Raw genomic sequence first — 26,230 nt, 5'->3', positions numbered from 1 at the left:
CAAAATGTGGCTCCGTCGCGGCCGTGGCGAATCGTCAACTGACCCTATTGTCAGATTCGACGGGCGTAGCGCTTGAGCATGCTCGGCACGTCGAGGATCAGCGCGATGCGCCCGTCCCCGGTGATGGTCGCCCCGGCCATGCCCGGCGTGCCCTGCAGCATCTTGCCCAGCGGCTTGATCACCACCTCTTCCTGGCCCACCAGTTGATCGACCACGAAGCCGATGCGCTGGGTGCCCACGGAGAGGATCACCACATGGCCCTCGCCCGGCTCGTCATGTTGCGCGCCCGGCACCAGCCAGCGCTTGAGGTAGAACAACGGCAGGGCCTTGTCGCGGACGATCACCACTTCCTGGCCGTCGACCACGTTGGTGTTCGACAGGTCGAGGTGGAAGATCTCGTTGACGTTGACCAGCGGGAAGGCGAAGGCCTGGTTGCCCAGCATCACCATCAGGGTCGGCATGATCGCCAGGGTCAGCGGGACCTTGATGACGATCTTCGAGCCCTGGCCCTTGGTCGAGTAGATGTTGATGATCCCGTTGAGCTGGGAAATCTTGGTCTTCACCACGTCCATGCCGACACCGCGGCCGGAGACGTCGGAAATCTCGGTCTTGGTAGAGAAGCCCGGGGCGAAGATCAGGTTGTAGCAGTCGGACTCGGACAGGCGATCGGCCGCGTCCTTGTCCAGCAGGCCCTTCTCCACGGCCTTGGCGCGCAGCACGTCCGGGTCCATGCCTTTGCCGTCGTCGGAGATCGACAGCAGGATATGATCGCCTTCCTGCTCGGCGGACAGTACCACCTTGCCCGAACGCGACTTGCCGGCGGCCTCGCGCTCGTCCGGGCCTTCGATGCCATGGTCCACCGCGTTGCGCACCAGGTGCACCAGCGGGTCGGCCAGGGCCTCGACCAGGTTCTTGTCCAGGTCGGTCTCTTCGCCGATCAGCTCGAGGTTGATCTCTTTCTTCAGGTTGCGCGCCAGGTCGCGGACCTGCCGCGGGAAGCGGCCGAAGACCTTCTTGATCGGCTGCATGCGGGTCTTCATCACCGACGACTGCAGGTCGGCGGTGACCACATCGAGGTTGGAGACGGCCTTGGCCATCGCCTCGTCGCCGCTGTTCAGGCCCAGGCGCACCAGGCGGTTACGCACCAGCACCAGTTCGCCGACCATGTTCATGATCTCGTCCAGACGGGCGGTGTCCACGCGCACGGTGGTTTCCGCTTCGTTGGATGGCTTCTCCGCAGCCGCAGCAGCGGGCTTGGCAGCGGCAGGCTTGGCCGCAGCAGCCGGGGCCGGCGCGGCAGCAGCGAGTTTGGGCGCGGGCGCCGCAGCGGCCGGTTTGGCAGGAACGACGGGCTCTTCCTTCGCGCCGGTGAACTGGCCCTTGCCGTGCAGTTCGTCGAGCAGCTTCTCGAATTCATCGTCGGTGATGTTGTCGTCACCGCCGGCAGCCGGCGATTGCTCGGCATTGTTCTGGGCAACCGGCTCGGTGGGAGCGGCAGGCGCTTCTTCCTTCGCACCGGTGAACTGGCCCTTGCCATGCAGTTGATCAAGCAACGCTTCGAACTCGTCGTCGCTGATTTCGTCGCCCCCAGCGGCGGCCGGAGCCTCGGCTGCCGGAGCCGCCTTGGCGGGCTCCTTGGCCCCAGCGCTGAACTGGCCCTTGCCGTGCAACTGGTCGAGCAGCGCTTCGAATTCGTCGTCGGTGATGTCGTCACCACCAGCGCCGACCGGCGCAGCAGCCGCATCGGCGGTGGGTTCCAGAGCGTCCATCAGTTGCTCGAACTCGGCATCGGTGATGTCGCCATAGGCGGCATCGGCAACGGGAGCCTGTTCCACCACCGGTTCGGCAACCACCGGCGCTGGAGCCGACGCTTCGGCCGGGGCGGCGTTCGGGTCGGCCAGGCGCGACAGCGCGGCGAGCAGCTCGGGAGTGGCCGGCGTGGGCTCCTCGGCATCACGCACCTGCTGGAACATGACGTTGACGGTATCCAGCGCCTGCAGCATCACGTCCATCAGCTCGGCATCCACGCGCCGTTCGCCCTTGCGCAGCATGTCGAACACGTTCTCGGCGATGTGGCAGCACTCCACCAGCGCATTCAGCTGGAGGAAGCCCGCCCCACCCTTGACGGTGTGGAACCCACGGAAGATGGCATTGAGCAGGTCCATGTCTTCCGGACGGCTTTCCAGCTCGACCAGTTGCTCGGACAGTAGCTCGAGAATCTCGCCGGCCTCCACCAGGAAGTCCTGGAGGATTTCGTCATCGGCGTCGAAGCTCATTCGGATGCTCCCTCTACAGCGTCAGCGGACGCTTAAAAACCAAGGCTGGACAACAGATCGTCGACATCGTCCTGACCGGACACGACGTCCTTTCTTGTATCGGCAGCAATCTGCGGACCTTCACCCTTGGATGATCTTTCTTTTTCCACCGCGTCGCGCATGCTCTCGTGGTCATGCTCGATGCCGGCGTAGCGATCCACCTGGCCCGCCATCCAGACCAGCTTCACGAGGTTCGACTCGACTTCGGTCACCAGCTTGGTGACGCGCTTGATCACCTGTCCGGTGAGGTCCTGGAAGTCCTGCGCGAGCAGGATGTCGTTCAGGTGCGCGGAGAGTTTGCGGCTGTCCTGGGCGCTGATGTAGAGGAACTGCTCGACGCGCTTGGCCAGGTCGCGGAAGGCGTCCGGGCCCAATTCGCGGCGCATGAAGCGCGACCAGTCTTCCTGCAACTCCTTGGCCTGGGTCTCGATGTGCATGACCACCGGGGTGCACTCTTCCACCAGGTCCATGGTGCGGTTGGCCGCTTTCTCGGTCATCGTCACCACGTAGGACAGGCGATCGGTCGCATCGGCGATCTGCGAGACTTCCTGGGCGCGCGGGGAACTGGGGTCGATCTGGAAGTTGACGATGGCGTTGTGCAGCTCGCGGGTGAGCTTGCCCACTTCCTGGTAGAGCCCGCGATCACGCGCCTGGTTGAGTTCGGAGATCAGTTGCACGGCGGTCTGAACGTCGCCCTGCTCGAGGCATTCGACCAATTCGCGCGCGTGTTTTTTCAGGGTCGACTCGAAGTCACCCGCGGATTCGTTGAAATCCATGACGCCCTCTATGCCGGCCTTAGCTGCCGACCCGCTCGAAAATCTTCTCGATCTTTTCTTTCAGCACCTGAGCGGTGAAAGGCTTGACCACATAGCCGTTGACCCCGGCCTGGGCCGCTTCGATGATCTGGTCGCGCTTGGCTTCGGCGGTGACCATCAGCACCGGCAGGTGCTTGAGGCGCTCGTCGGCGCGGACCGCACGCAGCAGGTCAATGCCGGTCATGCCGGGCATGTTCCAGTCGGTCACGAGGAAGTCGAAGTTGCCGCTGTGCAGCATCGGCAGCGCAGTGGTGCCGTCGTCGGCCTCTGCGGTGTTGGTGAACCCCAGGTCCCGCAGGAGGTTCTTGATGATGCGCCTCATCGTGGAAAAGTCGTCCACGATGAGAATTTTCATATTCTTGTCCAAACCTGCCTCCATCGATACCAAACGCGCCCTGGCGGGCGTGCCGTCAATTCATTGAGCGCCGAGCGCTCTTTGCTGTGGGGGCGTCAAAGGAACGTCACCCAGAAATTCGTAAGCCTTTAACTTGCCTAGGGAAAATCCCTTCAGCCTTTTCGCTAGGAACAAGCAGGCGCGAAACTACCCGATGCTCAGCGAGCGCGCCACTCCGCCAGACGCGAACGCAGGCGCGCGGCGCACTGGCTGTGCAACTGGCTGACCCGCGATTCGCTGACGCCCAGCACCTCGCCGATCTCCTTGAGGTTGAGTTCCTCGTCGTAATAGAGGGCCAGCACCAGTCGCTCGCGCTCGGGCAGCTTGGTGATGGCATCGGCCAGCGCCGCCTGGAAGCGTTCGTCTTCCAGCCCGTGGGACGGTTCGTTGTCGTGGTGCGAGGCGTCCTCGGCAAAGCCACTGCCCTGGTCACCGTCCTGCAACATGTCGTCGAAGCTGTACAAACGGCTGCCCTGGGTGTCGCTGAGGATGCCGTAATAATCTTCGAGGCTCATATTGAGTTCGGCAGCAACCTCCTGATCTTTAGCGTCGCGTCCGGTTCTCGCCTCGACGGCGCGGATGGCGTCACTGACCATGCGGGTGTTGCGGTGCACCGAACGCGGAGCCCAGTCGCCCTTGCGCACCTCGTCGAGCATGGCGCCGCGGATGCGGATGCCGGCGTAGGTCTCGAAGCTTGCACCCTTGCCTGAATCGTATTTCTTCGCGGCCTCCAGCAGGCCGATCATGCCGGCTTGCATCAGGTCCTCCACCTGCACGCTGGCCGGCAGACGGCCGAGCAGGTGGTAGGCGATGCGCTTGACCAGAGGCGCGTGCTTCTGGATCAGCAGTTCCTGGGAGTTGTGCGCCTGTGCCTTGCTATACATACGCGCTCCGGAGGCCGCGGTCATACGGCCGAACCCGTGGGATGTTGCACCAGGCGCTCGACGAAGAACTCCAGGTGCCCTCGTGGGTTGGCCGGCAGCGGCCAGCTGTCGACCTTCTGCGCCACCGCACGAAAGGCCAGGGAAGCCTTGCTGCGCGGGAACGCCTCATACACCGAACGCTGCTTCTGCACCGCCTTGCGCACCGACTCGTCGTAGGGAATGGCGCCGACGTACTGCAGCGCCACGTCCAGGAAACGGTCGGTCACCTTGGTCAGCTTGGCGAACAGGTTGCGGCCCTCCTGGGGGCTGTGGGCCATGTTCGCCAGTACGCGGAAGCGGGTCATGCCGTAGTCACGGTTGAGCAGCTTGATCAAAGCGTAGGCATCGGTAATCGACGTGGGTTCATCGCAAACGACCAGCAGCACTTCCTGCGCTGCACGGACGAAACTCACCACCGAGTCGCCGATGCCGGCGGCGGTGTCCACTACCAGCACGTCGATGTTGTCGCTGATGTCGCTGAAAGCCTGGATCAGGCCGGCGTGCTGCATCGGCGTGAGATGCACCATGCTCTGGGTGCCCGAGGCCGCCGGGACGATGCGGATGCCGCCGGGTCCCTGGAGGATCACGTCGCGCAGGTCGCACTCGCCTTCGATGACGTCGGCCAGCGTGCGCTTGGGCGACAGGCCCAGCAGCACGTCGACGTTGGCCAGGCCCAGGTCGGCGTCCAGCAGCATGACGCGGCGGCCGAGATCGGCCAGCGCCAGCGACAGGTTCACCGACACGTTGGTCTTGCCCACGCCACCCTTGCCGCCGGTGACTGCGATTACCTGAACGGGATGCATACCCATATCAATACCTTGTCTCGTCGTTCGACCGTCGCGTTTCTGACGCTTCGGCTAATCCGGCGGCGGTGCTCCACTGCTGCCGGTGCTCGCGGATCGTCTTGCAGAGCATCCGCATCGCTTGGACGGCTCAACCGGCCGTCCCACGCCCCACCCGGGGCTCACAATCTTCAGCTGGCGCGACGCACCGGCTGCTGGTAAAGGCCGGCGAACATGTCGGCCATGGCGTCTTCGCTGGGTTCTTCAGGCGACTGCAGGCTCACCGCGCGGCTGACCAACTGGTGCGCGCGCGCCACATGCAGGTCGTCGGGAATCTTCGGCCCGTCAGCCAGATAGGCTACCGGTAGATGCTGGCTGATAGCCAGAGCCAGAGCTTCGCCGAGGCTTCCCGCTTCGTCCAGCTTGGTCAGGATGCACCCGGCCAGCCCACAGGAACGATAGTTCTGCCAGGCGGATTTGAGCACCTGGCTCTGGCTGGTCGCGGCCAGCACGAGGTAGTTCTTCACGTTCAGGCTCAGCGACGACAGCGCTTCGAGTTGCATGCGCAGCGCCGGATCGTTGGCGGGCAGGCCCGCGGTATCGATCAGCACCAGGCGCTTGCGCGCCAGCGGGGCCATGGCCTGGATCAGCGACTGGCCCGGATCGACCAGGGTCACCGGCACGTTGAGGATGCGGCCCAGGGTCTTGATCTGCTCCTGGGCGCCGATGCGGAAACTGTCCATCGACACCAGGGCGATGCTCTGCGCGCCGTATTTCAATACGTAGCGCGCGGCCAGCTTGGCCAGGGTCGTGGTTTTGCCCATGCCGGCCGGGCCGACCAGGGCGATTACCCCGCCCTGCTCCAGCAGGTCGGTTTCCGGGGTATTGATCGAGCGCGCCAGGTGCGCCAGCAGCATGCGCCAGGCCTGCTTCGGATCGGCAATGGAAGCCACGCGCTCCAGCAGGCTGCGCGACAGGTCGGCCGGCAGCCCCATGCGCTGAAGGCGGCGCCACAGGTTGGCCTGTTTCGGACGCTGGTTCTGCAGCTGGTTCCAGGCGATGGAGCCCAACTGGACTTCGATCAGTTCACGCAGACCATTGAGCTCGAAGCGCATGGCCTCCAGCGCCTGCTGACCGGCAGCGGCCGGCGCCGGGGCGACCGGTGCGTCCATGGCTTCGGCCAGGGTTTCGGCAGCGCTGCGACGCGGCTTCTCGGTGCCGTACATTTGACGGTCCTTGCGCACGCCATCGCCGGCACGGGCGGGGGCCGACAGGTCCGCCTTCGCCTGGGCGATCTTCGCCTGGGTCTTGCGCAGCTCGGCCTCCAGCGCCGGGTTCGGCTTGCTGGCCGCCACCGGGGCCTGGTAATCCAGCGCCGCGGTCAGCTCCACGCCGCCGGCGACACGGCGATTGCCGATGATCGAGGCGTCCGGGCCCAGTTCGTCGCGGACCAGTTTCATGGCCTGACGCATATCGGCGGCGAAGAAGCGTTTTACCTGCATGGCCTTGGACCTCAATCAGTTCTGCCCAACAGTGGCGACAATCGTGACTTGTTTGTTGTCGGGGATTTCCTGGTACGCCAACACATGCATGGTGGGGACTGCCATCCGGGCGAATCGGGACATCATCGCGCGGACCGGACCCGCCACCAGCAGAATCGCAGGCTTGCCAAGCATCTCCTGGCGCTGCGCCGCTTCAACCATCGAGCGTTGCAGCTTCTCGGCCATTCCGGGCTCCAGCAACATGCCGTCTTCGGAGCCCTGTCCGGCCTTTTGAAGACTATTCAGCAATATCTGTTCCAACCTGGGCTCCAGAGTGATCACAGGCAGCTCCGGCTCTAGTCCCACAATGGTTTGCACGATGGCGCGGGACAGCGCGACACGAACCGCCGCCACCATCGCGGCGGGATCTTGACTCTTCACCGCCACGTTGGCGATGGCCTCGGCGATGGTACGGATGTCGCGCACCGGCACCTGTTCCTGCAGCAGCGCCTGCAGCACCTTGAGCAGGGTCGACAGGGAAATCATCCCCGGCACCAGTTCCTCGGCGAGCTTGGGCGAGGTCTTGGCCAGCAGTTGCATCAGTTGCTGGACTTCCTCGTGGCCGAGCAACTCGTGGGCATGCTTGTGCAGCACCTGGTTCAGGTGGGTGGCAACCACGGTGCTGGCGTCGACCACGGTGTAGCCCAGGGACTGCGCCTGGTCGCGCTGCGAGGCCTCGATCCACACGGCCTCCAGGCCGAAGGCCGGATCCTTGCCGGCGATGCCGTTGAGGGTGCCGAACACCTGGCCGGGGTTGATTGCCAGGTCGCGGTCCGGGTAGATCTCCGCTTCCGCCACGCTGACGCCCATGAGCGTCAAACGATAGGCGTTGGGTAGCAGGTCGAGGTTGTCGCGGATGTGTACCGACGGCATGAGGAAGCCCAGGTCCTGGGAGAGCTTCTTGCGCACGCCCTTGATCCGCGCCAGCAACTGGCCGCCCTGGTTGCGGTCCACCAGCGGAATCAGCCGGTAACCCACTTCCAGGCCGACCATGTCCACCGGGGTCACGTCGTCCCAGCCCAGCTCCTTGGTCTGCTCGGCGCGCTGCGCCGGCAGCAGTTCCTGCTGGGTCTGGGCTTCCTGCTCGGCCTTCTGGCTGGCCTGGCGCTGGCGATGCCAGATCAGGTACGCGCCGGCGGCGGCCAGGCCGCCCAGGCCGACGAAGGACACGTGCGGCATGCCCGGAACCAGGCCCATGGCGATCAGGATGGCGGCAGAGATCGCCAGCGCCTTGGGCGAGGCGAACATCTGGCGGTTGACCTGCTGACCCATGTCCTCGGCGCTGGAAACGCGAGTCACCATGATCGCGGCAGCGGTGGACAGCAACAACGAGGGCAACTGCGCCACCAGACCGTCACCGATGGTCAGCAGGGCGTACACCTTGCCGGCATCGCCGAAGCTCATCGCGTGCTGGATCATACCGATGGCCACGCCACCGATGAGGTTGATGAAGAGGATCAGCAGGCCGGCGACGGCGTCACCGCGGACGAACTTGCTGGCACCGTCCATGGAGCCGTAGAAGTCGGCTTCCTGGGCGACTTCCGCGCGACGCTTCTTGGCTTCCGCCTGCTCGATCAGGCCGGCGTTGAGGTCGGCGTCGATGGCCATCTGCTTGCCGGGCATGGCGTCGAGGGTAAAACGCGCGCTTACCTCGGAGATACGCCCGGCGCCCTTGGTGACCACCACGAAGTTGATGATCATGAGGATCGCGAAGACCACGATACCGACGACGTAGTTGCCGCCGATCACCACTTCACCGAATGCCTGGATCACCTTGCCCGCGGCCGCATGGCCGTCGTGGCCGTGGAGCAGCACGACGCGGGTGGACGCGACGTTCAACGCCAGGCGCAGCAGGGTGGCGACCAGCAGGATGGTCGGGAACACGGCGAAATCCAGCGGGCGCAGGGCGTACACGCTGACCAGCAGGACCACGATGGACAGGGCGATGTTGAAGGTGAACAGCACATCCAGCAGGAACGGCGGGATGGGCAGGGTCATCATCGCCAGCATGGCGAGCAACAGCAGGGGCACGCCGAGGTTGCCCCGGCTGAGCCCTACCAGATTGCTGCGAACAGTGCCGATCAGTTGCGTGCGATCCACCCGAATTTCCCCTGCGCGTTGGCGGCCCTGACGGCCACCAGATCAAACTTTTGACGCCCAACCGGGCATCCGCACAGGGTTTTGCAGGAAGCGTTCCAACTTTTCTGAAAGCCTTGAAATGCCTGAAACAGAGCGGGACTTCTCACCAGCCTCCGGATGCGCCGCCCCCGCCGCTGGAGCCGCCGCCACCGGAGAATCCGCCACCGCCCGAGCTACCGCCCGACGATCCGCTGGACGAACTGCCACCGGAGCCTGACCCTCCTCCCGCACCGCCCTGCCCTGCGCCGAATACCAGCAGCCCTGGCAGGCACATGAAGGGCAACAGCAGCAGCCAGTTCAGCGGAGCGGCCGGCGCACCGATAGCCAGGCCGAGCAACGGGTACAGGCCGATGAAGACTGCCAGGCGCCAGTAAAAGGCCTTGCGGCCGTTCGCTCCCTTGGCCGCCTTGCGCCCCTTCCGGCCCTTACGGAGCTTGCTCCCGCCGCGCCATGCATCGCGCATCATCGAGATCAGCAGCCACCAGAGGCCCAATACGAACATCGCCATGATGGGAGCGGCGAGTGCGTAGACCCACAGGACGCCGCCAAAACGCGGCGTCAGGAAGCCGAGCAGGATGCAGTAGGCGATCAGCCCGAGCACGGTGTAGAACGCCGCCCGCACCGTCCATAGCGCGCCGAAGGTGGCACCGCCGACCAGCAGACAGATCGGCGTCGTTGCCACGGTCGCCAGCCAGTCATTGCCGCCCGCCACCACTGTCACTAGCGCAACGACTGCCGCACAGATCACCAGCGCGCCACGCCAGCCGATACGGCGCGCCGCCAGCAGCGCGCCGCCCACGCCGCCCACGACGAAGGACGCCAGCAGCAGCCAGGCTTCCAGCGGAATGTGCAACGGCTCGGACGCTGGCTCAGGCAGCGTATCGCCGTCGATCAGCCCGATCAGCGCATTCACTGCCGCGTCGATACCACCCGCGTAATCGCCTTCACGGAAAGCCGGCGCCATGCGCTCGCGGATGATGCGCCCGGCCAGCACGTCGGGGATCGCGCCTTCCAGGCCATAGCCGACCTCGATGCGCATCAGATGGTCGTCCTTGGCCACGACCATCAGCACGCCATCGTCGATGCCCTTGCGGCCGAGCTGCCACACGTTGAACAGTTTGTTGGCGAAGGCCTCGATGCCCATCTTGCCGACCGTGGGCAGCATCACCACGGCAATCTGTGCGCCGCGCCGGTCTTCCAGGGCCTTGAGCTTGCCGATCAGGTGCGTCTTGGCGGAGGCGTCGAGAGTACCGGTGACATCGACCACGCGTTCGCCCAACGGCAGCAGGACTTCGCCTTCGGCACCCGCCGCCCAGGCGTGCTGGGAGCAGAACAGGCAGAGCACAAACCAGAACGTCGAGCGCCAGCCGGCGGAGAATCCATGAAGCATCGAAGTGTCCCTTCGCGACCCTTGCAGCCGGAGCATGCTGCCCGGCCATGAACCGCCCATGCTACTGCGCTCGGAAGGGCGAGATATAGCAGACGCGGTCCGGAATCACTCGTCGCGGCGTAAATCCGGCGGAATTGGCAGATCCGGCATCGGCCCCGGGCGCTTGCCCTTGCCGGCGCGGTATTGCTTCAGCTGGTAGACGTAGGCCAGCACCTGGGCCACAGCGAGGTAGAGGCCGGCGGGAATCTCGTGATCGAGTTCGGTGGAGTAGTACACCGCTCGCGCCAGCGCCGGCGACTCGAGCACCGTGACCTTGTGCTCCTGGGCGATCTCGCGAATCTTCAGCGCCATGAAATCGTTGCCCTTGGCCAGCAGCTTGGGCGCGCCGGTGGCGGCCGGGTCATACTGCAGGGCCACGGCGAAGTGGGTCGGGTTGGTGATCACCACGTCGGCCTGGGGCACGGCCTGCATCATCCGCCGGTTGGCCATCTCGCGCTGCATCTGGCGGACCTTGGCCTTGACCTCCGGCTTGCCTTCGGAGTCCTTGTACTCGTCCTTGACCTCCTGCTTGGTCATCATCAGCTTCTGGCGGTTGTCCCAGAGCTGGTAGGGCACGTCGAAGGCGGCGATGAGCATCAGGCTGCAGGCCAGCCAGAACGCGCTCCACCCCACCACCCTGGCGCAGTGGATCAGCGCCTGTTCCCTGGGTTCGTGGGCCATGGCGAGCAGGTCGTCCTGGTCGGACTTGAGTACCAGGATCGCCACCGCCAGCACCACCGCGAACTTCACCAGCGCCTTGGACAGCTCCACCACCGAGCGTATCGAGAACATGCGCTTGAGCCCTTCCAGCGGGTTCATCCGGCTGAACTTGGGTGCCAGCGCCTCGGCCGAGAACAGCCAGCCGCCCAGCGATACCGGGCCGATCAGCGCCGCCGCCAGCAGCACGGCAAGAATCGGCCAGACGCCGTCGCCGGCGATCTTCGCCGCCGCCACCAGCAGGTTGAGCATGCTCTCGCTGTTCATCACCGTGGCGCGGTCCAGCTCGAAGCTGCCGCGCATCAGGCGCATCAGCGCGTCGGCCAGGTTGGCACCGTACATCAGCAGCGCCCCGGCGCCGCCCACGAGCACGGCCAGGGTGTTCAGCTCCTTGGATCGCGGCAGCTGCCCTTTCTCGCGCGCCTCCCGGCGCCGTTTCTCTGTGGGTTCCTCTGTCTTGTCTTCGCTGCTGTCGTTCTCGGCCATCAGCGGGCCCCCACGAGTTCGCGAAGCAGTTGCAACCCATCGCTGGCAAGCGACTGGTACTGGGAGAGAACGTCGGCGCTGCCGATCCAGACGATGATGAAGCCCATGATCAGGGTCAGCGGAAAGCCGATGGAGAAGATGTTCAGCTGCGGCGCGGCGCGGGTCATGGCACCAAAGGCGAGGTTGACCACCAGCAACGCGGTGACCGCCGGCAGCGCCAGGATCAACCCGGCGCCGATCACCCAGCCGAGCTTGCCGGCGACGGTGATCAGGTGGTTACCCGACAGGCCCTCGCCCACCGGCAGGGTCACGAAGCTCTCGGCGAGCACTTCGAATACCACCAGGTGGCCGTTCATGGAGAGGAACAGCAGGGTCACCAGCATGGTGAAGAACTGACCCAGCACCGGAACGGAAATGCCGTTGGTGGGATCGATCATCGAGGCGAAGCCCAGGCCCATCTGCATGGAGATGATCTGCCCGGCGATGACGTAGGCGTGGAACATCAGCTGCAGGGCGAAGCCGAGCATGGCGCCGATGAGGATCTGCTCGCCGATCAGGAGCATGGCCTGCATGCTCAGCGCATCCACCTGCGGCATCGGTGGCAGGCTGGGCACCAGCACCACGGCAATCGCCAGGGACAGGTAGAGACGCACGCGGGTGGGCACCAGCTGGGTGCCGAAGATCGGCATCACCATCAGCAGGCTGGCGATGCGGAACAGCGGGAACAGGAAGGACCCGATCCAACTGCCGATCTGCGCGTTGCTGAGCTCGAGCATCAGCCGATCAGCGTGGGGATGCTGGTAATCAGCGTCTGGGTGTACTCCATCAGCTGGCGGATCAGCCAGGGGCCCAGCACGATGAGGGTGAGCAGCACCACGATCAGGCGCGGCAGGAAGCTCAGGGTCTGCTCGTTGATCTGCGTGGCGGCCTGGAACATCGCCACCAACAGCCCCACCAGCAGGCTGGGGACGATCAGGATGGCGACGATCATGGCGGTCAGCCAGAGCGCTTCGCGAAACAGGTCGACGGCGACTTCGGGGGTCATGGTGACTCCGTTCTTTCAGGCTCGGGTAGGAGCGAGCTTGCTCGCGAACCGCGGCTGCTCAAGAGCTTCGCGGGCAAGCTCGCTCCTACAGGAAATATGAACCATCGCTAGACCGTCCCGAAACTGCCGGCGAGGGTGCCGATGATCAACGCCCAGCCGTCCACCAGGACGAACAGCATGATCTTGAACGGCAATGAAATGATCAGCGGCGAGAGCATCATCATGCCCATCGCCATCAGTACGCTGGACACCACCAGGTCGATGATCAGGAACGGAATGAAGATCATGAAACCGATCTGGAACGCGGTCTTCAACTCCGAGGTGACGAACGCCGGCACCAGGATGGTCAGGGGCGTGGCGTCGGCGTTCTGGATGTCGGTGCGCTTGGACAGGCGCACGAACAGCTCCAGGTCCGACTGCCGGGTCTGCGCCAGCATGAAGGCCTTGATCGGCCCCTCGGCGCGGCTGATCGCCTCCTGGGCGGGAATCTGCTCGTTCAGGTAGGGCTGCAGCGCGGTGCTGTTGATCTTGTCGAAGACCGGCGCCATCACGAACATCGTCAGGAACAGCGCCAGGCCCACCAGGATCTGGTTCGACGGCGTGCTCTGCAGGCCCAGCGCCTGGCGCAGGATGGAGAAGACGATGATGATTCGCGTGAAGCTGGTCATCAGCATGACGAACGCCGGGATGAAGCTCAGCGCGGTCATGATCAGCAGGATCTGCAGGCTGACCGAGTACTCCTGCTGCCCCTGCGGGTTGGTGGTCACGGTGATCGCCGTCAGTTGCGTCGGATCGGCGGCGAAGGCCTGCGGCGCCAACAGCGCCAGCAGGGCCAGGAGCAGCGGCGCGACGGCCTTGAGCGCACCGATCAGAGCGGAGAGGTTCGGCGAACGGGTCACTGTGGGCGGCCCTTGTCCTTGTTCAGCAATTCCAGCAGGCGCTGGGCGAATTCCGGCTGCGCCGCTTCCGACTCGGCGGCATGCACCGGCTGGCGCATGACGTGCAGCGGCGTGATACGGCCGGGGGTCAGCCCGAGCAGCACCTGTTCCTCGCCGACCTGCACCAGCACCAGCCGATCGCGCGGACCCAGCGCCTGGCTGGAAATCAGGCGGATCGCCTGGTTGCTGCGCGGGCTGACCTGTTGCACGCGGCGCACCAGCCAGGCCAGCAGAAAGATCAGGCCAACCACCAGCACCAGGCCCAGCAGCAACTGCATGAGTTGCGCGCCGGCGCTGCCGGTGATCAGGCTCGGCGTGGAGCTGGCATGGACGATGGCCGGGTTGGATGCCGGCGCCTTGGCGGCCTCTTCGGCCACAGCCAGGAGGGACAGCCCTGCCAGCGGCAGGACGGAAAGTTTCGCGAGCAGGCCGGCCATGTCAGCGCAGCTTCTTGATGCGTTCGCTGGGGCTGATCACGTCGGTGAGGCGGATGCCGAACTTCTCGTTCACCACCACCACTTCGCCGTGGGCAATCAGGGTGCCGTTGACCAGCACGTCCAGCGGCTCGCCGGCCAGGCGGTCGAGCTCGATCACCGAGCCCTGGTTGAGCTGCAGCAGGTTGCGGATGCTGATGTCGGTGTGGCCCACCTCCATGGAAATGGTCACCGGGATATCCAGGATCACGTCCAGGTTCGGGCCTTCGAGGCCGGCGATGGTCGGCGCCTTGGGCGCCATGCCAAACTCTTCCATCGGCGCACGCGGTGCGGCCGGGACCACCGGCGTGGCGCCGCCCTGGGCCATCAGCGCGTCGATGTCGTCCTGGTTGGCGTCACCGGATTCGGACAGTGCCGCGGCCCACTCGTCGGCCAGCGCCTGTTCTTCGGGAGTTACGTTTTCTTCGTCTGACATGGTGGGTCCTCTGGGGATTCGCTCAGCGCGGACGCACGAGCGGATCGAGAATCTGCAAGGCCAGGTTGCCCTTGTGCGAACCCAGCTTGACCTTGAAGGAAGGCACGCCGTTGGCGCGCATGATCATGTGCTCGGGCAGCTCCACCGGGATCACGTCGCCCGGCTGCATGTGCAGGATGTCCCGCAGCTTGAGCTGGCGACGCACGACGGTGGCGCCCACCGGCACGTTGACGTCGAGGATGTCCTCGCGCAGGGCGTTGATCCAGCGCTCGTCCTGGTCGTCCACGTCGGACTGGAAGCCGGCGTCGAGCATCTCGCGGATCGGCTCGATCATCGCGTAAGGCAGGGTGATGTGCAGGTCGCCGCCGCCGCCGTCCAGCTCGATATGGAAGGTGGAGACCACCACCACTTCGCTGGGGCTGACGATGTTGGCCATCGCCGGGTTCACCTCGGAGTTCACATACTCGAAGGCAATCGGCATCACCGCGTGCCAGGCCTCGGCGAGGTCGACGAAGGCCTGCTCGATGACCATGCGCACCACCCGCAATTCCGTGGGGGTGAATTCGCGGCCTTCGATCTTGGCGTGGCGGCCGTCCCCGCCGAAGAAATTGTCCACCAGCTTGAACACCAGCTTGGCGTCAAGGATGAACAGCGCGGTTCCGCGCAGCGGCTTCATCTTCACCAGGTTGAGGCTGGTGGGCACGTACAGCGAGTGCACGTATTCGCCGAACTTCATCACCTGCACGCCGCCCACGGCGACATCCGCCGAGCGACGCAGCAGGTTGAACATGCTGATGCGGGTGTAGCGGGCGAACCGCTCGTTGATCATCTCCAGGGTCGGCATGCGGCCCCGGACGATGCGGTCCTGACTGGTCAGGTCGTAGGACTTGATCGCCCCCGGCTCGACGTCGGACTCGGTTTCCACCAGGCCGTCGTCGACGCCGTGCAACAGCGCGTCGATCTCGTCCTGGGAAAGTAGATCCTGCATGGCCATGGCGGATACCTACTGCAATACGAAATTGGTGAAAAGCACTTGCTCCACGGTCAACTGACCGGTGGCTTTCTTCGCCAGTTCCTGAAGGCTGCTGGTCGCCTGCTGGCGCAGCATCTCCTTGCCGACCGGCGTCACCAGGTTGTCGAAATTCTGGCTCGAGAACAGCATCACCAACTGGTTGCGCACCAGCGGCATCTGCTCGCGCAGGGCATCCATCTGCGCCTGGTCGCGGCCCATGAGGGCGACGGCCACCTGAAGATAGCGCTGACGGCCGTTCTGATTGAAGTTGACCACGAAGGACGGTGCGAGAATCTCGTACACCGCCTGCTTCTTCGTCGGCTCGGCGTGTTCCGCGGCCTTGGCCTCAGCCGCTTCGGGCTTGGCGCTCTTGTGCAGGAAGAACCAGGTGCCGCCCACCGACGCGCCCACCGCCAGCAGGAAGGCCAGCGCGATGATGATGATGAGCTTCAGCTTGCCCTTGCCGGGCGACTGGCCATCAGGGAGAGAAGGCGTCTGTTCTTTCTTGGCCATGCCAATAATCCGTCACATTTGCGGCGCGATACGCTGATACCGGGGTAGCAGCAAGGGCTGTGCCAGTTCGGAATTGTACGACTGGCGCCGCCGCGGATATTACAGGCTAGACGGAGGATGTCACGGGGAGCGTAAGAATTTTCCTTGGCGCAGCCAGGGTCAGGGAGAGGGCGCTTTGAGGCAGCACCGCGCCCCCCCGGAACGCGCCCACCCCATCACGCGTAATAATCCACCAATCCCCTGCCCTGCGCCGTCGATGCCGGGCGGATCTCCGACATGCCGCTGATCATCGGCTCGTCATCACCGCTGTCAGCGCCGGCCACGCGCCGCGAGCTGCCACGCTCATCCCCCTGCTGCTGTTGCTGCCAGCCACGGGCAGACTGGTCGGACACGTTGACGTCCAGCTGGCCCATGCCCTGCTGGCTGAACATCTCGCGCAGGCGATGCTGCTGGCTGTCCAGCGCTTCGCGCACCCCAGCGTTGGCGCTGATGAAGTTCACCTGGGTCTGGTCGGCGCTCATGTGGATGCGCACCTCCAGGCGACCGAGGTCAGCCGGGTCCATCTGGATCTCGGCGGACTTGAGGTTCTGCGAAGACATCCACATCACCCGGTCCACCACCTGGTCGGTCCAGCCGTTCTGCTGCACCGACACCGGCTGCCCCGGCACCAGCGGATTCACCGGGCGGTTGGTCATGGCCTGCGGCGTGTTCAGCGCCTGGGTCAGCGAATCCAGGCGCGCGGCGAAGGTGTCGTTGCGCGGCGCTTCCGGCTTGGCCTCCACCTGCAACTCCGGCAGTTGCTGGCTCAGGTCGACACTGGCCTGCAGGGCGCCTTCCGTCAGCTTGCCTGCGGCGTTCCTGGCGGTGGCATCCGGGTCCAGCGCGGCCAGGGCGGCGGAAAGGTCCGGCTTGGCCTTGCCGTCAACCGGCGCATCGCTGGTCTTGGCCGTGGCCGCCAGGTCAGCGACGGCCTGCGTCTGCTGCGCCTGGTCCTGGGCCCCGGCGATGACACCCGGCAGCACGTTGAGCTTCTCCAGATCGCCGTCGGTGCTGGCCGCGGTCTGCTGGCCAATACCACTGCTGACCACCAGCGGCGGCGCCTCGGTGACGGGCAGTTGGCCGGTCATGCCCAGCATCAGCAACGGGTCGAGGGTCGCCTCGGGCTTCTCATCGCCCCCGGCCACCTTGCCCGCCTCCGCCTGGCTGACGTCATCGGCCGGCAAGGCCTTGCCGTCTTCGGCAACCGCTGGCTTGTCGGCGGCAGCGGCGTCCTTGGCGTCGCTGACCTTGGAGTCCTTGTCGGCGCCGTCCCTGGGCTTTTCGGTCTTGGCCTTGGGCGCTTTGTCCGGGCGCTCGCTGGCCGCCGGACGCTGCTCCTGCGCATAGACGTCGGCGAAGCTGGAGCCCTTGTCGTTGCTGGAGTTTGGCGAATTCTGCGCAGGCTTGGAGAGCGCCGCCTTGGGCCTGGAGTCAGGCGTGGGCGTCAATAAAATATCCGGGGCGACAGCCATCGGAGTTCTCCGTTGATGTGAATATCCAACACGGAGATAGCAAGGCGCGGGCCAACTCGGAAAAGGTCAGGGGCGACCGGGCAACAGCAGGGTGCGGACGATGCTGAATTCATGTTCGACCTTGGCGATCAAACCTTGGGCGCTGTCCAGATCATTGTGCCGTGCGGCCTCCTCCAGACGCTTGCACAGGCTGCTCAGCACCGCTGCGCCCATGTTGCCACAGCTGCCCTTGAAGCTGTGCGCGGCATGGCGCAGGGTCGGTGCGTCGCTGGCGGCGAAGGCCTCGCGGATGCTGCGCAGGCGCTCCTCGGAGTCGCTGAGGAAGGTCTCGACCAGCAGCGGGTATTCGTCTTCCATGATCGACAGCAAATTGCTCAGCACGGCGCCATCGAGATGCGGCTCGGACATGGGGCACTCCCTGAAGGACGGCTCGCCACCCTTGGGGGGACAAGAAGGGACCGATTATGCCTGAGCCGACCAGAAGAACTCCACGGACACCGACTTGCCATCGCCCGACCACTGGCAGCGGTCGGCCAACTGCCGGACCAGTGTCAGGCCCCGCCCGCAAAGGCTGCCGGCGGCCTGCTGCGAAGCCAGCACCGCGCCCACGTCGAACCCGTCGCCACTGTCCTCGACCCGCACCAGCAAACGCCCGCCGTCGCCGTGGGGAGCAAGGTCGACGTGGAAGCGCACGAAGCCGTCGCGCAGCGTGACCAGGCGCTTGCTGCGCTCCTGATAATAGCGGGCGAAACCGGCGGCGTCGCACTTGAGCGTCGAGTCCAGGCCCATCACGCCGTGCTCCAGCGCATTGGAGTAGAGTTCGGCGAGCACGGTGTAGAGCGCCCCGCCGCGCGGGCGCAGGTCGTGCACCTCCATCAGCAACTGCAGCAGGAAGGGCAGCGGATTGAAGTTGCGCAGGGTCGGCGCACGGAATTCGAAGCTGGCGGACCAGTCCAGCGGGCTGCTCAGGCCGTTGTCGGAGAACGCCAGCGGCGGACGCTGCAGCGAGTCCTCGGGGACCAGCGCGATTTCCAGCATGCTGACATCGTCCTGGGCCTCGCCGCGAAAGCGCCCAACCGCCGCCTGGATGTCGTCGAACAGGCGCGACGGCACATGGCCCTCGCTGAGTACCAGGCGCAGGCGATCCTCCCCGAAGGCCTCGCCGGACGCATTGCGCGCCTCCAGCACACCATCGGAGAAGAGGAACACGCGGTCGCCCTCCTCCATTGCGTAAACCTCGAAGTGGTCGCTGAAGGCGGCAGCATCGAGGATGCCCAACGGCAGATGGCGCGACACCAGCGGCTGCAGTTCACCGCCACCGTGGCGGTGGAGGTAGCCGTTGGGCAGGCCGCCGTTCCACACCTCCACCAGACCGCGCTGGAAGCTCAGGTTGAGCATCGCGGCGCAGCAGAAAACGCCCACCGGCAGGATGCGCTTGAGCTTGGCGTTCATCTCGCGAAGGATGTCCGCCATGGGGTAGCCCTTGGCGGTCATGCCGTAGAAAACCTCCGCCAGCGGCATGGCGCCGATGGCCGCCGGCAAGCCGTGGCCGGTGAAGTCGCCAAGCAGCACATGTATGCCGCCCGAGGGCTTGAAGGCGGCCAGCAGCAGGTCGCCGTTGAACAGCGCGAAGGGCGATTGCAGGTAGCGGATGTTCGCCGCATTCAGGCAACCCGAGTGCGCCACCTTGTCGAACACTGCCTTGGCCACCCGTTGCTCGTTGAGCAGGTGCTCGTTGTGCCGGGCGATCAGGTCGCGCTGCTCCAGCACCATCCGCTGCAGGTGATGCAGGCGCCCCATGGCGCGGATCTTGGCTTCGAGGATGACGCGGTTGTAGGGCTTGGAGAGGAAATCGTCGCCGCCCGCCTCCAGGCTCTGCACCAGAGCCTCGGGCTCGCTCAGCGACGTGAGGAAGATGATCGGCACCAACTCTTCGCCGGCCTGACGGCGAATCCGCCGCGCCGCCTCGAAGCCGTCCATCACCGGCATCAGGGCATCCATCAGCACCAGTTGCGGCCGCTCCTGTGCGAACAGCGCCAGGGCTTCCAGGCCGTTGGCAGCGGTGATCACGCGATGGCCCTGGCGGCTGACGATGGTCGACAGCAGCAGGCGATCGGCGGCGTTGTCGTCGGCGATCAGGACGGTGAGAGGTTCGGACATGGCCGTTGCCACTGCAGACCGCGCCGCGTCAGCTGATCTTGAACAACTGCTCGAAGTTGGAGATGGACAGCACCTTGCGCACGTCCGGGTTGCAGTGCGCCAGTCGGATCTGCGCGCTCTCCCCGCCGGCGTGGTCGCGCAACAGCAGGAGCATGCCCAGCGCAGAGCTATCGAGGTAGGTGGCGCCCTTGAGGTCCACCACGTAGCGCTTGGGCGTCGTCTCGACGCGCTCGTAGGCGTTGCGGAATTCCTGGTGTGCGCCGAAATCGAAACGCCCCTGGACCACAATGGTGAGCTCCTGCCCGTCAGCGGAGGGTACGGAAGTGATGGCCATGGGATTCTCCTTATCGATCGATGGTCGCGCACGAGCTTGAAGATGTAGCAGTTAGCGATGACAGGGGCAACCTCGGCGAACGATTGGAAAGCGCCCCGCCAGACCGGTCGAACGGCACCCGCCAGCTCGATTAATGGACCGCCGGTCGACACAGCCACGGCGAATGCCTTTACCCTTTTACCCGTGCGACGCAGAGCGAAGGCTCACCAGAGGCCTTGGAAGGGTCGCACCAGGCAAAGACGGGGGGAGCATGTCCAAGTCCATACTCATCGCGGCCTGCGTGTTCTGCGCGGCGTCGTACGCACACGCCCAGGTGATGCAACGCGAGCTGGGCGACTTCGAGCTCAAATTCGCCAACTCGCCCACGCGCAGCATGGCCCAGGGGCTGGTCCAGCCGGGCCAGGCCAACAGCGCCCAGGGCGGCCTCGACATCACCCACGACAGTGGCTGGTACGTCGGCAGCTGGACGTCGAACCTGGACCAGGAAAAGCCGCTGGAGATCGACAGCTATGCCGGCTACAAGCATCCGCTGGGCGACGGCAAGCTGGGCTACGAAGTGGGCACCCTGCGCTACAGCCGCCCGGAGCAGCCCGACTATGACAGCCAGGCCCTGTACGGCGGCCTCTCGGTATTCGGCAGCCGCCTTGGCGCAGCCTACAGTGCTCAGGCCGGGCGCAGCACCGCCACCCTGTTCACCGACCTCGGTGTGCAGCAAGACCTGGGCTTCGACGTGACCTTCAAGTATTCCGCCTATAGCCTCGCCTCGCCGGTGAGCCTGGGCAGCGGCGGCACTGTCAGCGAATTCGGCGACTGGTCGTTGAACTTCAGCCGCCCGTGGAAAGGCATCGACCTGAACTTCTCCTACAGCGGCAGCAGCCTCACCGGCGGCGACTGCAGTGCCTACTCCGGACACAACGCCTATTGCGATTCGGCGTTCATGTTCAAGGCCTCGCGGTCGTTCTTCTGAGCGGCCTCGCTGCCGCAGAAAGTCAATTTCATTCAAGAGCGCCGCTGCACGGCGGGCTAAGGTTGCAGTCACTCCTCCCACTTCAGGCACGACCCCATCGCCTGAAGGCGCCCCACAACCCTGGTGACCCAGCGATGCTGCACCGAGTGAACTGCTCCGCCGCCGCCCTGCCCGGCCTGCGTATCGTCGAGATACTCACGCAGCGCAGCTTCCCGCGCCACGCCCACGACGAGTACGGCCTCGGCGTGATGCTCGAGGGCGGGCACCGCTCGTGGAGCGGCCGCGGCCAGGTCGAGGCGAATCCCTGCGACATCATCACCGTGAGCCCCAATGAACTGCACGACGGCATTGCCCTGCGCGGCGCGCCGCGGCGCTGGCGGATGCTCTACGTCGAACCGGTGCTGCTGGCGGAACTGGCCGGTGCGGAAATGGCCCGTCGCGAGTTCACCCAACCCGCCCTCGCCGACCCGCAACTCGCCCGGCGCATTGCCAGCGTGCTGCAACACCTGCCGCAGGTTTGTGCAGATCAAGCCAGCGAAGGCGTGCTCGACCTGTTCGGCGAACTGCTCGACCAGCGCCTCGACACAAGCGTGGCATCCCTGCCGTCCCGCAGCGTGGCGCGTATGCTCGAACGGATCCACGACGCCCCGCGCAACGCCCCCACACTGGCCGAGCTGGCCGGCATCGCCGGGCTGACGCCTTACGCGGCGCTGCGGCGCTTCCGACGCGAACTGGGCACCACTCCCCACGCCTACCTACTGCAGTACCGCGTACGGCAAGCGTACAAGGCCATCGGCGAGGGCCGCACACTGGCCGACGCCGCACTGCTCGCCGGCTTCGCCGACCAGTCGCACATGACCCGTGCCTTTGCCCGCCAGCTCGGACTGACGCCGGGCCAATGGCGCTCTTCACTCCGGCAACCGCCAGCACCCTGAACGCACCAGCCTTGCGGCGCCACTGACTCCATACAGGAACCCAAGGGAATGAGCGCAGAATTCCTGCTCACGGCATTCGTCGTCGTTCTGCTACCCGGCACCGGTGTGCTCTACACCCTGGCCGTCGGCCTCGGCCTCGGCGCCCGCGCAGCCATGGTCGCGGCGCTGGGCTGCACGCTGGGCATGGTCCCGCAACTGCTGGTCGCCACCTTCGGCCTGTCGCTGATCCTGCAGGCCAGCGCGGCCAGCTTGCAGGTCATCCGGCTGATGGGCACGGCCTATCTGCTGCTCATCGCCTGGCAGGTATTTCGCGGCAGTGGCGCGCTGGCGCTGGATTCGGCCGGCAGCCCACGCAGCACCACGCAGGTGCTGGGCACCGGTCTGTGGCTGAACCTGCTCAACCCCAAGCTCGGGCTGTTCTTCCTGGCCTTCCTGCCGCAGTTCGTGCCGACCGGCAGCGAGGATACCCGCGCCCTGTTTCTGGTGTTGGGCCTGGTGTTCGCCCTGATGACCTTCACCGTGTTCATCGGCTACGGACTGCTGGCTTCCTGGGTGCGCCAGCATGTGATCGGACGCCCGGCGGTGATGACGTTGATCCGCTGGACTTTCACCCTGGCTTTCGTCGCGATGGCGCTAAGGCTGGCTGTCGAAACGCTGCAGTCCTGACCACGCGGCCAGCCGATCAGCCGCACGAGCCGCCAGGCTCAGCCATCGATACGTGGCAGCAGGCCAGGATTCAGGCGCAGCGTGCCATGCGGTCCAGCTCGGCGGCGGCCAGGTGCGCCACGCTCAGGTCGCTGTCGGCGGCCATGCCGTCATCGAGGAACCAGGCCGCGGAGAGACCCGCGAAGGCCAGGACCCACTCCAGCAAACGACGCCGGTCGACGCCGGCGTGCTCGACTATCACGTCCAGCTGGCGGAGAAAGCGCGTGCGCTCGCGGGAGGTCGGCAGGTCCGGATTGCACAACAGGTTGGCGTAGTCGAATAGCCGTTCGCCATGCAGGCGCTTGGGGTCGATGGCCAGCCAGCCGCGCGGGCCGAAGTCGAGGATGTTGTCGTGGTGTACGTCGCCATGCAGCACGCTGCGATCCTGCTCACTGGCCAGCAGCGCTTCGGCGGTTTCCAGGCAACGCGGGAACAGGCCGCCATAGCGCCGGGCAGCCGGGGCGAGGTCGCAGAACCACTGGCGCAGGTCGATCAGCTCCGGCAATGGCTTGCCGCGTGGTCGATGCAGGTGCCGCACTACGTCACAGGCGATACGGCTGGCCTGGTCGTCTTCGCCATGCAGCGCCATGTGCAGCAGCGAGCGCCTGCCCTCGGCACGTTCCAGCAGGACCGCATCGCCTTCGTGGGCGAACACCCGGGCTGCACCCTCGCCGTCCCACCAGCGCATGACGTGCGCACCGCCCTGCTCGTCCACATCGAGGGCGACCTTGATCATCGCCGCCCGGCCCTGCCAGCGGACCGGCAGCAGGTGACTGCTGGGGGTGACGATGGGCTCGCCTTCCGGGACCAGTTTCCAGAGGCTCAGCAGATACTGGAAATCGGCGGTGCGCGGAGGAGGCAGTGACATGGAGGGTTTCCGGTCAGGGTTCGCACCGGAGCCTACCACGGCCATCGGCTGTCAATCGGGCGAGGGTTTCAGGCGCTGGGCGAATTCGTCGAGCTGCTTCTGCTCGTACTTGTCGGCAGCCAGGCGTGCCTCCTCGCGGTAGCGCTCGACCAGCTTGCGCAGGCCTTCCAGGCGGGCGTACTTCTCCTGCCAGGCGACGCGGGCCTTGTCGACGATGCCCTGGTGCCAGTCCACCGCGCGGTTCTGCTGTTCCACCGCGCCTTCGAGCTGCGAAAGGAAGCGCTGGTAGTTGATCAGCCACTGGCCGCTGACGCCCTGCTGGCCGTTGCGGATCCACTGCTGCTGGTAGTCGTGGCGGTAGCGCTCCAGCTCGGCGAGCTTGCGCTGCGCCTGCTGCAACTGCCCCTGCACCTGGCCGAGTTGGCGCGCGGTTTCGCGCTCGGCCTTGAGTGCCATGTCCACCACCGGGGCGAGGCGTTCGGCGCGGCGGTTCATGAACACATCTCCCGCCGCGCTTTCCGGAGGATGGGTGGAGCGTGCGATACCCATCGATCCAGAGCGTCGGTCACCCCGGTGATGACGTAGCCAGGGCAGCAGGGGTATCGCTGTGCTCCACCCCTCCTACGGGAGCCACCGTGCAGGTTGATCATCACCCGGCCTTGCCGCTGACGACGGCATCCAGCAGCAGGCGGCTGTCGTCGAGGTTCTGGCTTTCGTCCAGCGCCTGGCGCAGGAACTGGCGCATGATCGGGAAGCGCTGGATCGCCAGGTCGGTCTCCGGATCGCCGCCGGCCACGTAGGCGCCGACGCTGATCAGGTCACGGCTCTGTTGATAACGCGACCACAGTTGCTTGAAGCGCTGGGCGTCGCGCAGGTGTTCGGGCGTGGTGACCTGGGGCATCACCCGGCTGATCGAGGCCTCGATGTCGATGGCCGGGTAATGGCCTTCCTCGGCCAGCCGGCGTGACAGCACGAAGTGACCATCGAGCACACCCCGCGCGGCGTCGGCGATCGGGTCCTGCTGGTCGTCGCCTTCGCTGAGCACGGTGTAGAAAGCGGTGATCGAGCCGCCGCCCTTCTCGCCGTTGCCGGCACGCTCGACCAGGCGTGGCAGCTTGGCGAACACCGATGGTGGATAACCCTTGGTCGCCGGCGGCTCGCCGATGGCCAGGGCGATCTCGCGCTGGGCCTGGGCGTAGCGGGTCAGGGAGTCCATCAGCAGCAGGACGTTCTTGCCCTTGTCGCGGAAGTATTCGGCGATACGGGTGCAGTACTGCGCGGCGCGCAGGCGCATCAGAGGCGCGTCGTCCGCCGGCGAGGCCACGACCACGGAACGCTTGAGGCCTTCCTCGCCGAGGATGTGCTCGATGAATTCCTTCACCTCGCGCCCCCGCTCGCCGATCAGCCCGACCACGATGATGTCGGCCTTGGTGAAGCGCGTCATCATGCCCAGCAGCACCGATTTACCGACGCCGGTCCCGGCGAACAGGCCCAGGCGCTGACCACGGCCGACGGTGAGCAGGGAGTTGATCGAGCGGATGCCGACGTCCATCGGCTCATGGATCGGGTCGCGCGCCAGCGGGTTGATGATCGGGCCGTCCATCGGCACCCAGTCCTCGGCACGCATGCCGCCCTTGCCGTCCAGCGCGCGGCCGACGCCGTCGAGCACGCGGCCGAGCATGGACATGCCCATCGGCAGGCGGCCGGAATCCGGCAGCGGCACCACGCGGGCACCGGGGGCGATGCCGGCGAGGCTGCCCACCGGCATCAGGTAGATCTTGCTGCCGGCGAAGCCCATGACTTCGGCTTCCACCTGCACAGGGTGATAGCCGCCGTCGTTGATGACCTGGCAACGGCTGCCCACAGCGGCCTGCAGCCCTTCGGCCTCCAGGGTCAGGCCAACCATGCGCAGCAGGCGGCCTTCCACCACCGGCTGGGTCGGCAGGCTCACGGCGTCGCTGTAGCCCTGCAGACGGCGGGCAAAGCTGACGCGATCAAGACGCATCGGAGCCGTCCTGGATGACGTCGAGGCTCACGTGCAGGTCGGGCGCCAGGGCATGGGTCGCCTGGTCGCGCTGCTGCTCGAAAAGTTGCTTCACGGCCTGGGCCAGGCGCGTCTCGACAGTGGCGTCGATGCGCGAATGTTCGGTCTCGATGCGGCAGCCGCCGGGCAGCAGGCCGTCGTCCTCGATGATCTTCCAGCTTTCCTCGTGGCGGTCGCGCAGGGCCTTCACCAACTCGAAGTCCTGCGGGTTGACCTGGATACGGATGTTGCTGGCGCCCATGGGCAGCAGCTTGAGCGCTTCGCGCAGCACCAGGCGGATCTGGCTCGAATCGGTGGCCAGCTCGCGCTGCACCACCTGGCGCACCACATGGGTCACCAGGTTGAGCATGCCCGCCTCGAGCATCTGGTCCTGCTCGGCGATGGGGTCGAGCAGGTGCGACATCAGGGTTTCGAGATTCTGCAGGCGCGGTTGCAGCGCCGCGTCGGCTTCCTGGCGCGCCTTGATCTGGCCGGCATGGAAGCCGTCCTTCTCACCGGTGGAGAAACCTTCGTTGTAGGCCTCCTGGCGGATCGCCTCGAGCTCGTCGAGCGTCAGCGGCTTGACCTCTTCCTCCGGCACTTCCTCGATCTGCGGCTGCTCCGCGACCTCCGGCTCGGGTTCCGGCTCGGGCTCGGGGGCCGGGCGCGCCGGGTCGAAGCTGGGCAGCGACCAGCGGTCGAAACCCGACACGTCGCGCGCTCGGATCAGCTCACTGAGTTTGTCTTCGTCTTTGGCCGGCGGTACCAC

General features: G+C 65.8%; 27 protein-coding genes. 3 read left to right on the top strand and 24 right to left on the bottom strand.

Annotated features, from left to right (window positions below; translation table 11 throughout):
* Positions 1-50: 50 nt before the first annotated feature.
* The 20 genes from C167_RS0121130 to C167_RS0121035 all read right to left on the bottom strand — a co-directional run bounded on the left by C167_RS0121130 (position 51) and on the right by C167_RS0121035 (position 19,963).
* On the bottom strand, positions 51-2,276 hold the full coding sequence (locus tag C167_RS0121130) for a chemotaxis protein CheA (protein WP_017520300.1): 2,226 nt from the start codon (positions 2,274-2,276) through the stop codon (positions 51-53).
* A gap of 32 nt (positions 2,277-2,308) precedes the next feature.
* A complete protein-coding gene (locus C167_RS0121125) occupies positions 2,309-3,091 on the bottom strand; it encodes a protein phosphatase CheZ (RefSeq protein ID WP_017520299.1) in 783 nt (260 codons plus the stop codon).
* A gap of 19 nt (positions 3,092-3,110) precedes the next feature.
* Complete coding sequence (locus C167_RS0121120) at positions 3,111-3,485, bottom strand: chemotaxis response regulator CheY (RefSeq protein ID WP_085988857.1); 375 nt, start codon at positions 3,483-3,485, stop codon at positions 3,111-3,113.
* Positions 3,486-3,682: 197 nt separating this feature from the next.
* Positions 3,683-4,432 (bottom strand): RNA polymerase sigma factor FliA, encoded by a 750-nt coding sequence (fliA, locus tag C167_RS0121115; protein WP_026079185.1) that lies wholly within the window; start codon positions 4,430-4,432, stop codon positions 3,683-3,685.
* Positions 4,429-5,256, bottom strand: coding sequence for a flagellar synthesis regulator FleN (fleN, locus tag C167_RS0121110; protein WP_017520297.1), 828 nt, complete (start codon positions 5,254-5,256; stop codon positions 4,429-4,431). The genes fliA and fleN overlap by 4 nt, the downstream gene beginning before the upstream one ends.
* Positions 5,257-5,420: 164 nt before the next feature.
* Positions 5,421-6,731 (bottom strand): flagellar biosynthesis protein FlhF, encoded by a 1,311-nt coding sequence (gene flhF / locus C167_RS0121105; RefSeq protein WP_017520296.1) that lies wholly within the window; start codon positions 6,729-6,731, stop codon positions 5,421-5,423.
* 15 nt (positions 6,732-6,746) lie between these two features.
* Entirely contained in the window at positions 6,747-8,870 is a 2,124-nt protein-coding gene (flhA, locus tag C167_RS0121100; protein WP_017520295.1) for a flagellar biosynthesis protein FlhA, read from the bottom strand.
* A 142-nt stretch (positions 8,871-9,012) separates the two neighbouring features.
* Complete coding sequence (locus C167_RS0121095) at positions 9,013-10,299, bottom strand: TPM domain-containing protein (protein WP_017520294.1); 1,287 nt, start codon at positions 10,297-10,299, stop codon at positions 9,013-9,015.
* A 105-nt stretch (positions 10,300-10,404) separates the two neighbouring features.
* Complete coding sequence (flhB, locus tag C167_RS0121090; RefSeq protein WP_017520293.1) at positions 10,405-11,541, bottom strand: flagellar biosynthesis protein FlhB; 1,137 nt, start codon at positions 11,539-11,541, stop codon at positions 10,405-10,407.
* Positions 11,541-12,317 (bottom strand): flagellar biosynthetic protein FliR, encoded by a 777-nt coding sequence (fliR, locus tag C167_RS0121085; RefSeq protein WP_017520292.1) that lies wholly within the window; start codon positions 12,315-12,317, stop codon positions 11,541-11,543. The genes flhB and fliR overlap by 1 nt, the downstream gene beginning before the upstream one ends.
* Positions 12,317-12,586, bottom strand: a complete 270-nt coding sequence (gene fliQ, locus C167_RS0121080; RefSeq protein WP_017520291.1) for a flagellar biosynthesis protein FliQ — start codon at positions 12,584-12,586, stop codon at positions 12,317-12,319. The genes fliR and fliQ overlap by 1 nt, the downstream gene beginning before the upstream one ends.
* Before the next feature lie 107 nt (positions 12,587-12,693).
* Positions 12,694-13,485, bottom strand: a complete 792-nt coding sequence (gene fliP / locus C167_RS0121075; RefSeq protein WP_017520290.1) for a flagellar type III secretion system pore protein FliP — start codon at positions 13,483-13,485, stop codon at positions 12,694-12,696.
* Positions 13,482-13,961: a flagellar biosynthetic protein FliO gene (fliO, locus tag C167_RS0121070; RefSeq protein WP_017520289.1), complete on the bottom strand. Its 480-nt coding sequence runs from the start codon at positions 13,959-13,961 to the stop codon at positions 13,482-13,484. Before fliO ends, fliP begins: the two co-directional genes overlap by 4 nt.
* A gap of 1 nt (position 13,962) precedes the next feature.
* A complete protein-coding gene (gene fliN / locus C167_RS0121065; RefSeq protein ID WP_017520288.1) occupies positions 13,963-14,433 on the bottom strand; it encodes a flagellar motor switch protein FliN in 471 nt (156 codons plus the stop codon).
* Between the two features lie 22 nt (positions 14,434-14,455).
* On the bottom strand, positions 14,456-15,427 hold the full coding sequence (gene fliM, locus C167_RS0121060) for a flagellar motor switch protein FliM (protein WP_017520287.1): 972 nt from the start codon (positions 15,425-15,427) through the stop codon (positions 14,456-14,458).
* A 9-nt stretch (positions 15,428-15,436) separates the two neighbouring features.
* A complete protein-coding gene (gene fliL, locus C167_RS0121055; protein WP_017520286.1) occupies positions 15,437-15,958 on the bottom strand; it encodes a flagellar basal body-associated protein FliL in 522 nt (173 codons plus the stop codon).
* A 215-nt stretch (positions 15,959-16,173) separates the two neighbouring features.
* Positions 16,174-17,469 carry a flagellar hook-length control protein FliK gene (locus C167_RS0121050; RefSeq protein ID WP_017520285.1) on the bottom strand — a complete coding sequence of 432 codons (1,296 nt, stop codon included), beginning with the start codon at positions 17,467-17,469 and terminating at the stop codon, positions 16,174-16,176.
* A gap of 66 nt (positions 17,470-17,535) precedes the next feature.
* A complete protein-coding gene (locus tag C167_RS0121045; protein WP_017520284.1) occupies positions 17,536-17,877 on the bottom strand; it encodes an Hpt domain-containing protein in 342 nt (113 codons plus the stop codon).
* A gap of 54 nt (positions 17,878-17,931) precedes the next feature.
* Positions 17,932-19,629 (bottom strand): ATP-binding SpoIIE family protein phosphatase, encoded by a 1,698-nt coding sequence (locus tag C167_RS0121040; RefSeq protein WP_017520283.1) that lies wholly within the window; start codon positions 19,627-19,629, stop codon positions 17,932-17,934.
* A 28-nt stretch (positions 19,630-19,657) separates the two neighbouring features.
* The gene (locus tag C167_RS0121035) at positions 19,658-19,963 is read right to left on the bottom strand and encodes an STAS domain-containing protein (protein ID WP_017520282.1); all 306 of its coding nucleotides are present in this window, start codon (positions 19,961-19,963) and stop codon (positions 19,658-19,660) included.
* Between the two features lie 250 nt (positions 19,964-20,213).
* Between C167_RS0121035 and C167_RS0121030 the strand changes: the two genes are divergently transcribed.
* From C167_RS0121030 to C167_RS0121020, 3 genes are all read left to right on the top strand, one after another.
* Entirely contained in the window at positions 20,214-20,930 is a 717-nt protein-coding gene (locus C167_RS0121030) for a TorF family putative porin (protein ID WP_017520281.1), read from the top strand.
* Between the two features lie 134 nt (positions 20,931-21,064).
* On the top strand, positions 21,065-21,865 hold the full coding sequence (locus C167_RS0121025) for a helix-turn-helix transcriptional regulator (protein WP_017520280.1): 801 nt from the start codon (positions 21,065-21,067) through the stop codon (positions 21,863-21,865).
* Between the two features lie 48 nt (positions 21,866-21,913).
* On the top strand, positions 21,914-22,531 hold the full coding sequence (locus C167_RS0121020; protein WP_017520279.1) for a LysE family translocator: 618 nt from the start codon (positions 21,914-21,916) through the stop codon (positions 22,529-22,531).
* A 70-nt stretch (positions 22,532-22,601) separates the two neighbouring features.
* On the opposite strand, the gene C167_RS0121015 is transcribed toward C167_RS0121020, so the two are convergent.
* The 4 genes from C167_RS0121015 to fliH all read right to left on the bottom strand — a co-directional run bounded on the left by C167_RS0121015 (position 22,602) and on the right by fliH (position 26,230).
* Entirely contained in the window at positions 22,602-23,438 is an 837-nt protein-coding gene (locus C167_RS0121015) for an aminoglycoside phosphotransferase family protein (protein WP_017520278.1), read from the bottom strand.
* A gap of 51 nt (positions 23,439-23,489) precedes the next feature.
* Positions 23,490-23,933, bottom strand: coding sequence for a flagellar export protein FliJ (fliJ, locus tag C167_RS0121010; protein ID WP_017520277.1), 444 nt, complete (start codon positions 23,931-23,933; stop codon positions 23,490-23,492).
* A 154-nt stretch (positions 23,934-24,087) separates the two neighbouring features.
* Positions 24,088-25,443 (bottom strand): flagellar protein export ATPase FliI, encoded by a 1,356-nt coding sequence (gene fliI, locus C167_RS0121005; RefSeq protein WP_017520276.1) that lies wholly within the window; start codon positions 25,441-25,443, stop codon positions 24,088-24,090.
* On the bottom strand, positions 25,433-26,230 hold the full coding sequence (fliH, locus tag C167_RS0121000; protein WP_017520275.1) for a flagellar assembly protein FliH: 798 nt from the start codon (positions 26,228-26,230) through the stop codon (positions 25,433-25,435). Before fliH ends, fliI begins: the two co-directional genes overlap by 11 nt.

This window comes from Pseudomonas nitroreducens TX1 (genome assembly GCF_000313755.1).
Taxonomy (GTDB): Bacteria; Pseudomonadota; Gammaproteobacteria; order Pseudomonadales; family Pseudomonadaceae; genus Pseudomonas; species Pseudomonas nitroreducens_A.
The sequence above is the reverse complement of the archived record's forward strand: the minus strand, read 5'-3'. Positions and strand labels throughout refer to the sequence as shown.

What these genes read in the sequence shown, in the direction of transcription:
- C167_RS0121035 (WP_017520282.1), bottom strand. Translation starts at nt 19,963, where the DNA reads ATGGCCATCACTTCCGTACCCTCCGCTGACGGGCAGGAGCTCACCATT.
- fliR (WP_017520292.1), bottom strand. Translation starts at nt 12,317, where the DNA reads ATGCTCGAGCTCAGCAACGCGCAGATCGGCAGTTGGATCGGGTCCTTC.
- fliO (WP_017520289.1), bottom strand. Translation starts at nt 13,961, where the DNA reads ATGGCCGGCCTGCTCGCGAAACTTTCCGTCCTGCCGCTGGCAGGGCTG.
- fliJ (WP_017520277.1), bottom strand. Translation starts at nt 23,933, where the DNA reads ATGAACCGCCGCGCCGAACGCCTCGCCCCGGTGGTGGACATGGCACTC.
- C167_RS0121130 (WP_017520300.1), bottom strand. Translation starts at nt 2,276, where the DNA reads ATGAGCTTCGACGCCGATGACGAAATCCTCCAGGACTTCCTGGTGGAG.
- C167_RS0121030 (WP_017520281.1), top strand. Translation starts at nt 20,214, where the DNA reads ATGTCCAAGTCCATACTCATCGCGGCCTGCGTGTTCTGCGCGGCGTCG.
- fliQ (WP_017520291.1), bottom strand. Translation starts at nt 12,586, where the DNA reads ATGACCCCCGAAGTCGCCGTCGACCTGTTTCGCGAAGCGCTCTGGCTG.
- C167_RS0121020 (WP_017520279.1), top strand. Translation starts at nt 21,914, where the DNA reads ATGAGCGCAGAATTCCTGCTCACGGCATTCGTCGTCGTTCTGCTACCC.
- fliL (WP_017520286.1), bottom strand. Translation starts at nt 15,958, where the DNA reads ATGGCCAAGAAAGAACAGACGCCTTCTCTCCCTGATGGCCAGTCGCCC.
- fliA (WP_026079185.1), bottom strand. Translation starts at nt 4,432, where the DNA reads ATGACCGCGGCCTCCGGAGCGCGTATGTATAGCAAGGCACAGGCGCAC.
- fliI (WP_017520276.1), bottom strand. Translation starts at nt 25,443, where the DNA reads ATGCGTCTTGATCGCGTCAGCTTTGCCCGCCGTCTGCAGGGCTACAGC.
- C167_RS0121120 (WP_085988857.1), bottom strand. Translation starts at nt 3,485, where the DNA reads ATGAAAATTCTCATCGTGGACGACTTTTCCACGATGAGGCGCATCATC.
- C167_RS0121050 (WP_017520285.1), bottom strand. Translation starts at nt 17,469, where the DNA reads ATGGCTGTCGCCCCGGATATTTTATTGACGCCCACGCCTGACTCCAGG.
- flhB (WP_017520293.1), bottom strand. Translation starts at nt 11,541, where the DNA reads ATGGCCGAGAACGACAGCAGCGAAGACAAGACAGAGGAACCCACAGAG.
- C167_RS0121040 (WP_017520283.1), bottom strand. Translation starts at nt 19,629, where the DNA reads ATGTCCGAACCTCTCACCGTCCTGATCGCCGACGACAACGCCGCCGAT.
- C167_RS0121025 (WP_017520280.1), top strand. Translation starts at nt 21,065, where the DNA reads ATGCTGCACCGAGTGAACTGCTCCGCCGCCGCCCTGCCCGGCCTGCGT.
- C167_RS0121125 (WP_017520299.1), bottom strand. Translation starts at nt 3,091, where the DNA reads ATGGATTTCAACGAATCCGCGGGTGACTTCGAGTCGACCCTGAAAAAA.
- fliM (WP_017520287.1), bottom strand. Translation starts at nt 15,427, where the DNA reads ATGGCCATGCAGGATCTACTTTCCCAGGACGAGATCGACGCGCTGTTG.
- C167_RS0121015 (WP_017520278.1), bottom strand. Translation starts at nt 23,438, where the DNA reads ATGTCACTGCCTCCTCCGCGCACCGCCGATTTCCAGTATCTGCTGAGC.
- fliN (WP_017520288.1), bottom strand. Translation starts at nt 14,433, where the DNA reads ATGTCAGACGAAGAAAACGTAACTCCCGAAGAACAGGCGCTGGCCGAC.
- fleN (WP_017520297.1), bottom strand. Translation starts at nt 5,256, where the DNA reads ATGGGTATGCATCCCGTTCAGGTAATCGCAGTCACCGGCGGCAAGGGT.
- C167_RS0121045 (WP_017520284.1), bottom strand. Translation starts at nt 17,877, where the DNA reads ATGTCCGAGCCGCATCTCGATGGCGCCGTGCTGAGCAATTTGCTGTCG.
- C167_RS0121095 (WP_017520294.1), bottom strand. Translation starts at nt 10,299, where the DNA reads ATGCTTCATGGATTCTCCGCCGGCTGGCGCTCGACGTTCTGGTTTGTG.
- flhF (WP_017520296.1), bottom strand. Translation starts at nt 6,731, where the DNA reads ATGCAGGTAAAACGCTTCTTCGCCGCCGATATGCGTCAGGCCATGAAA.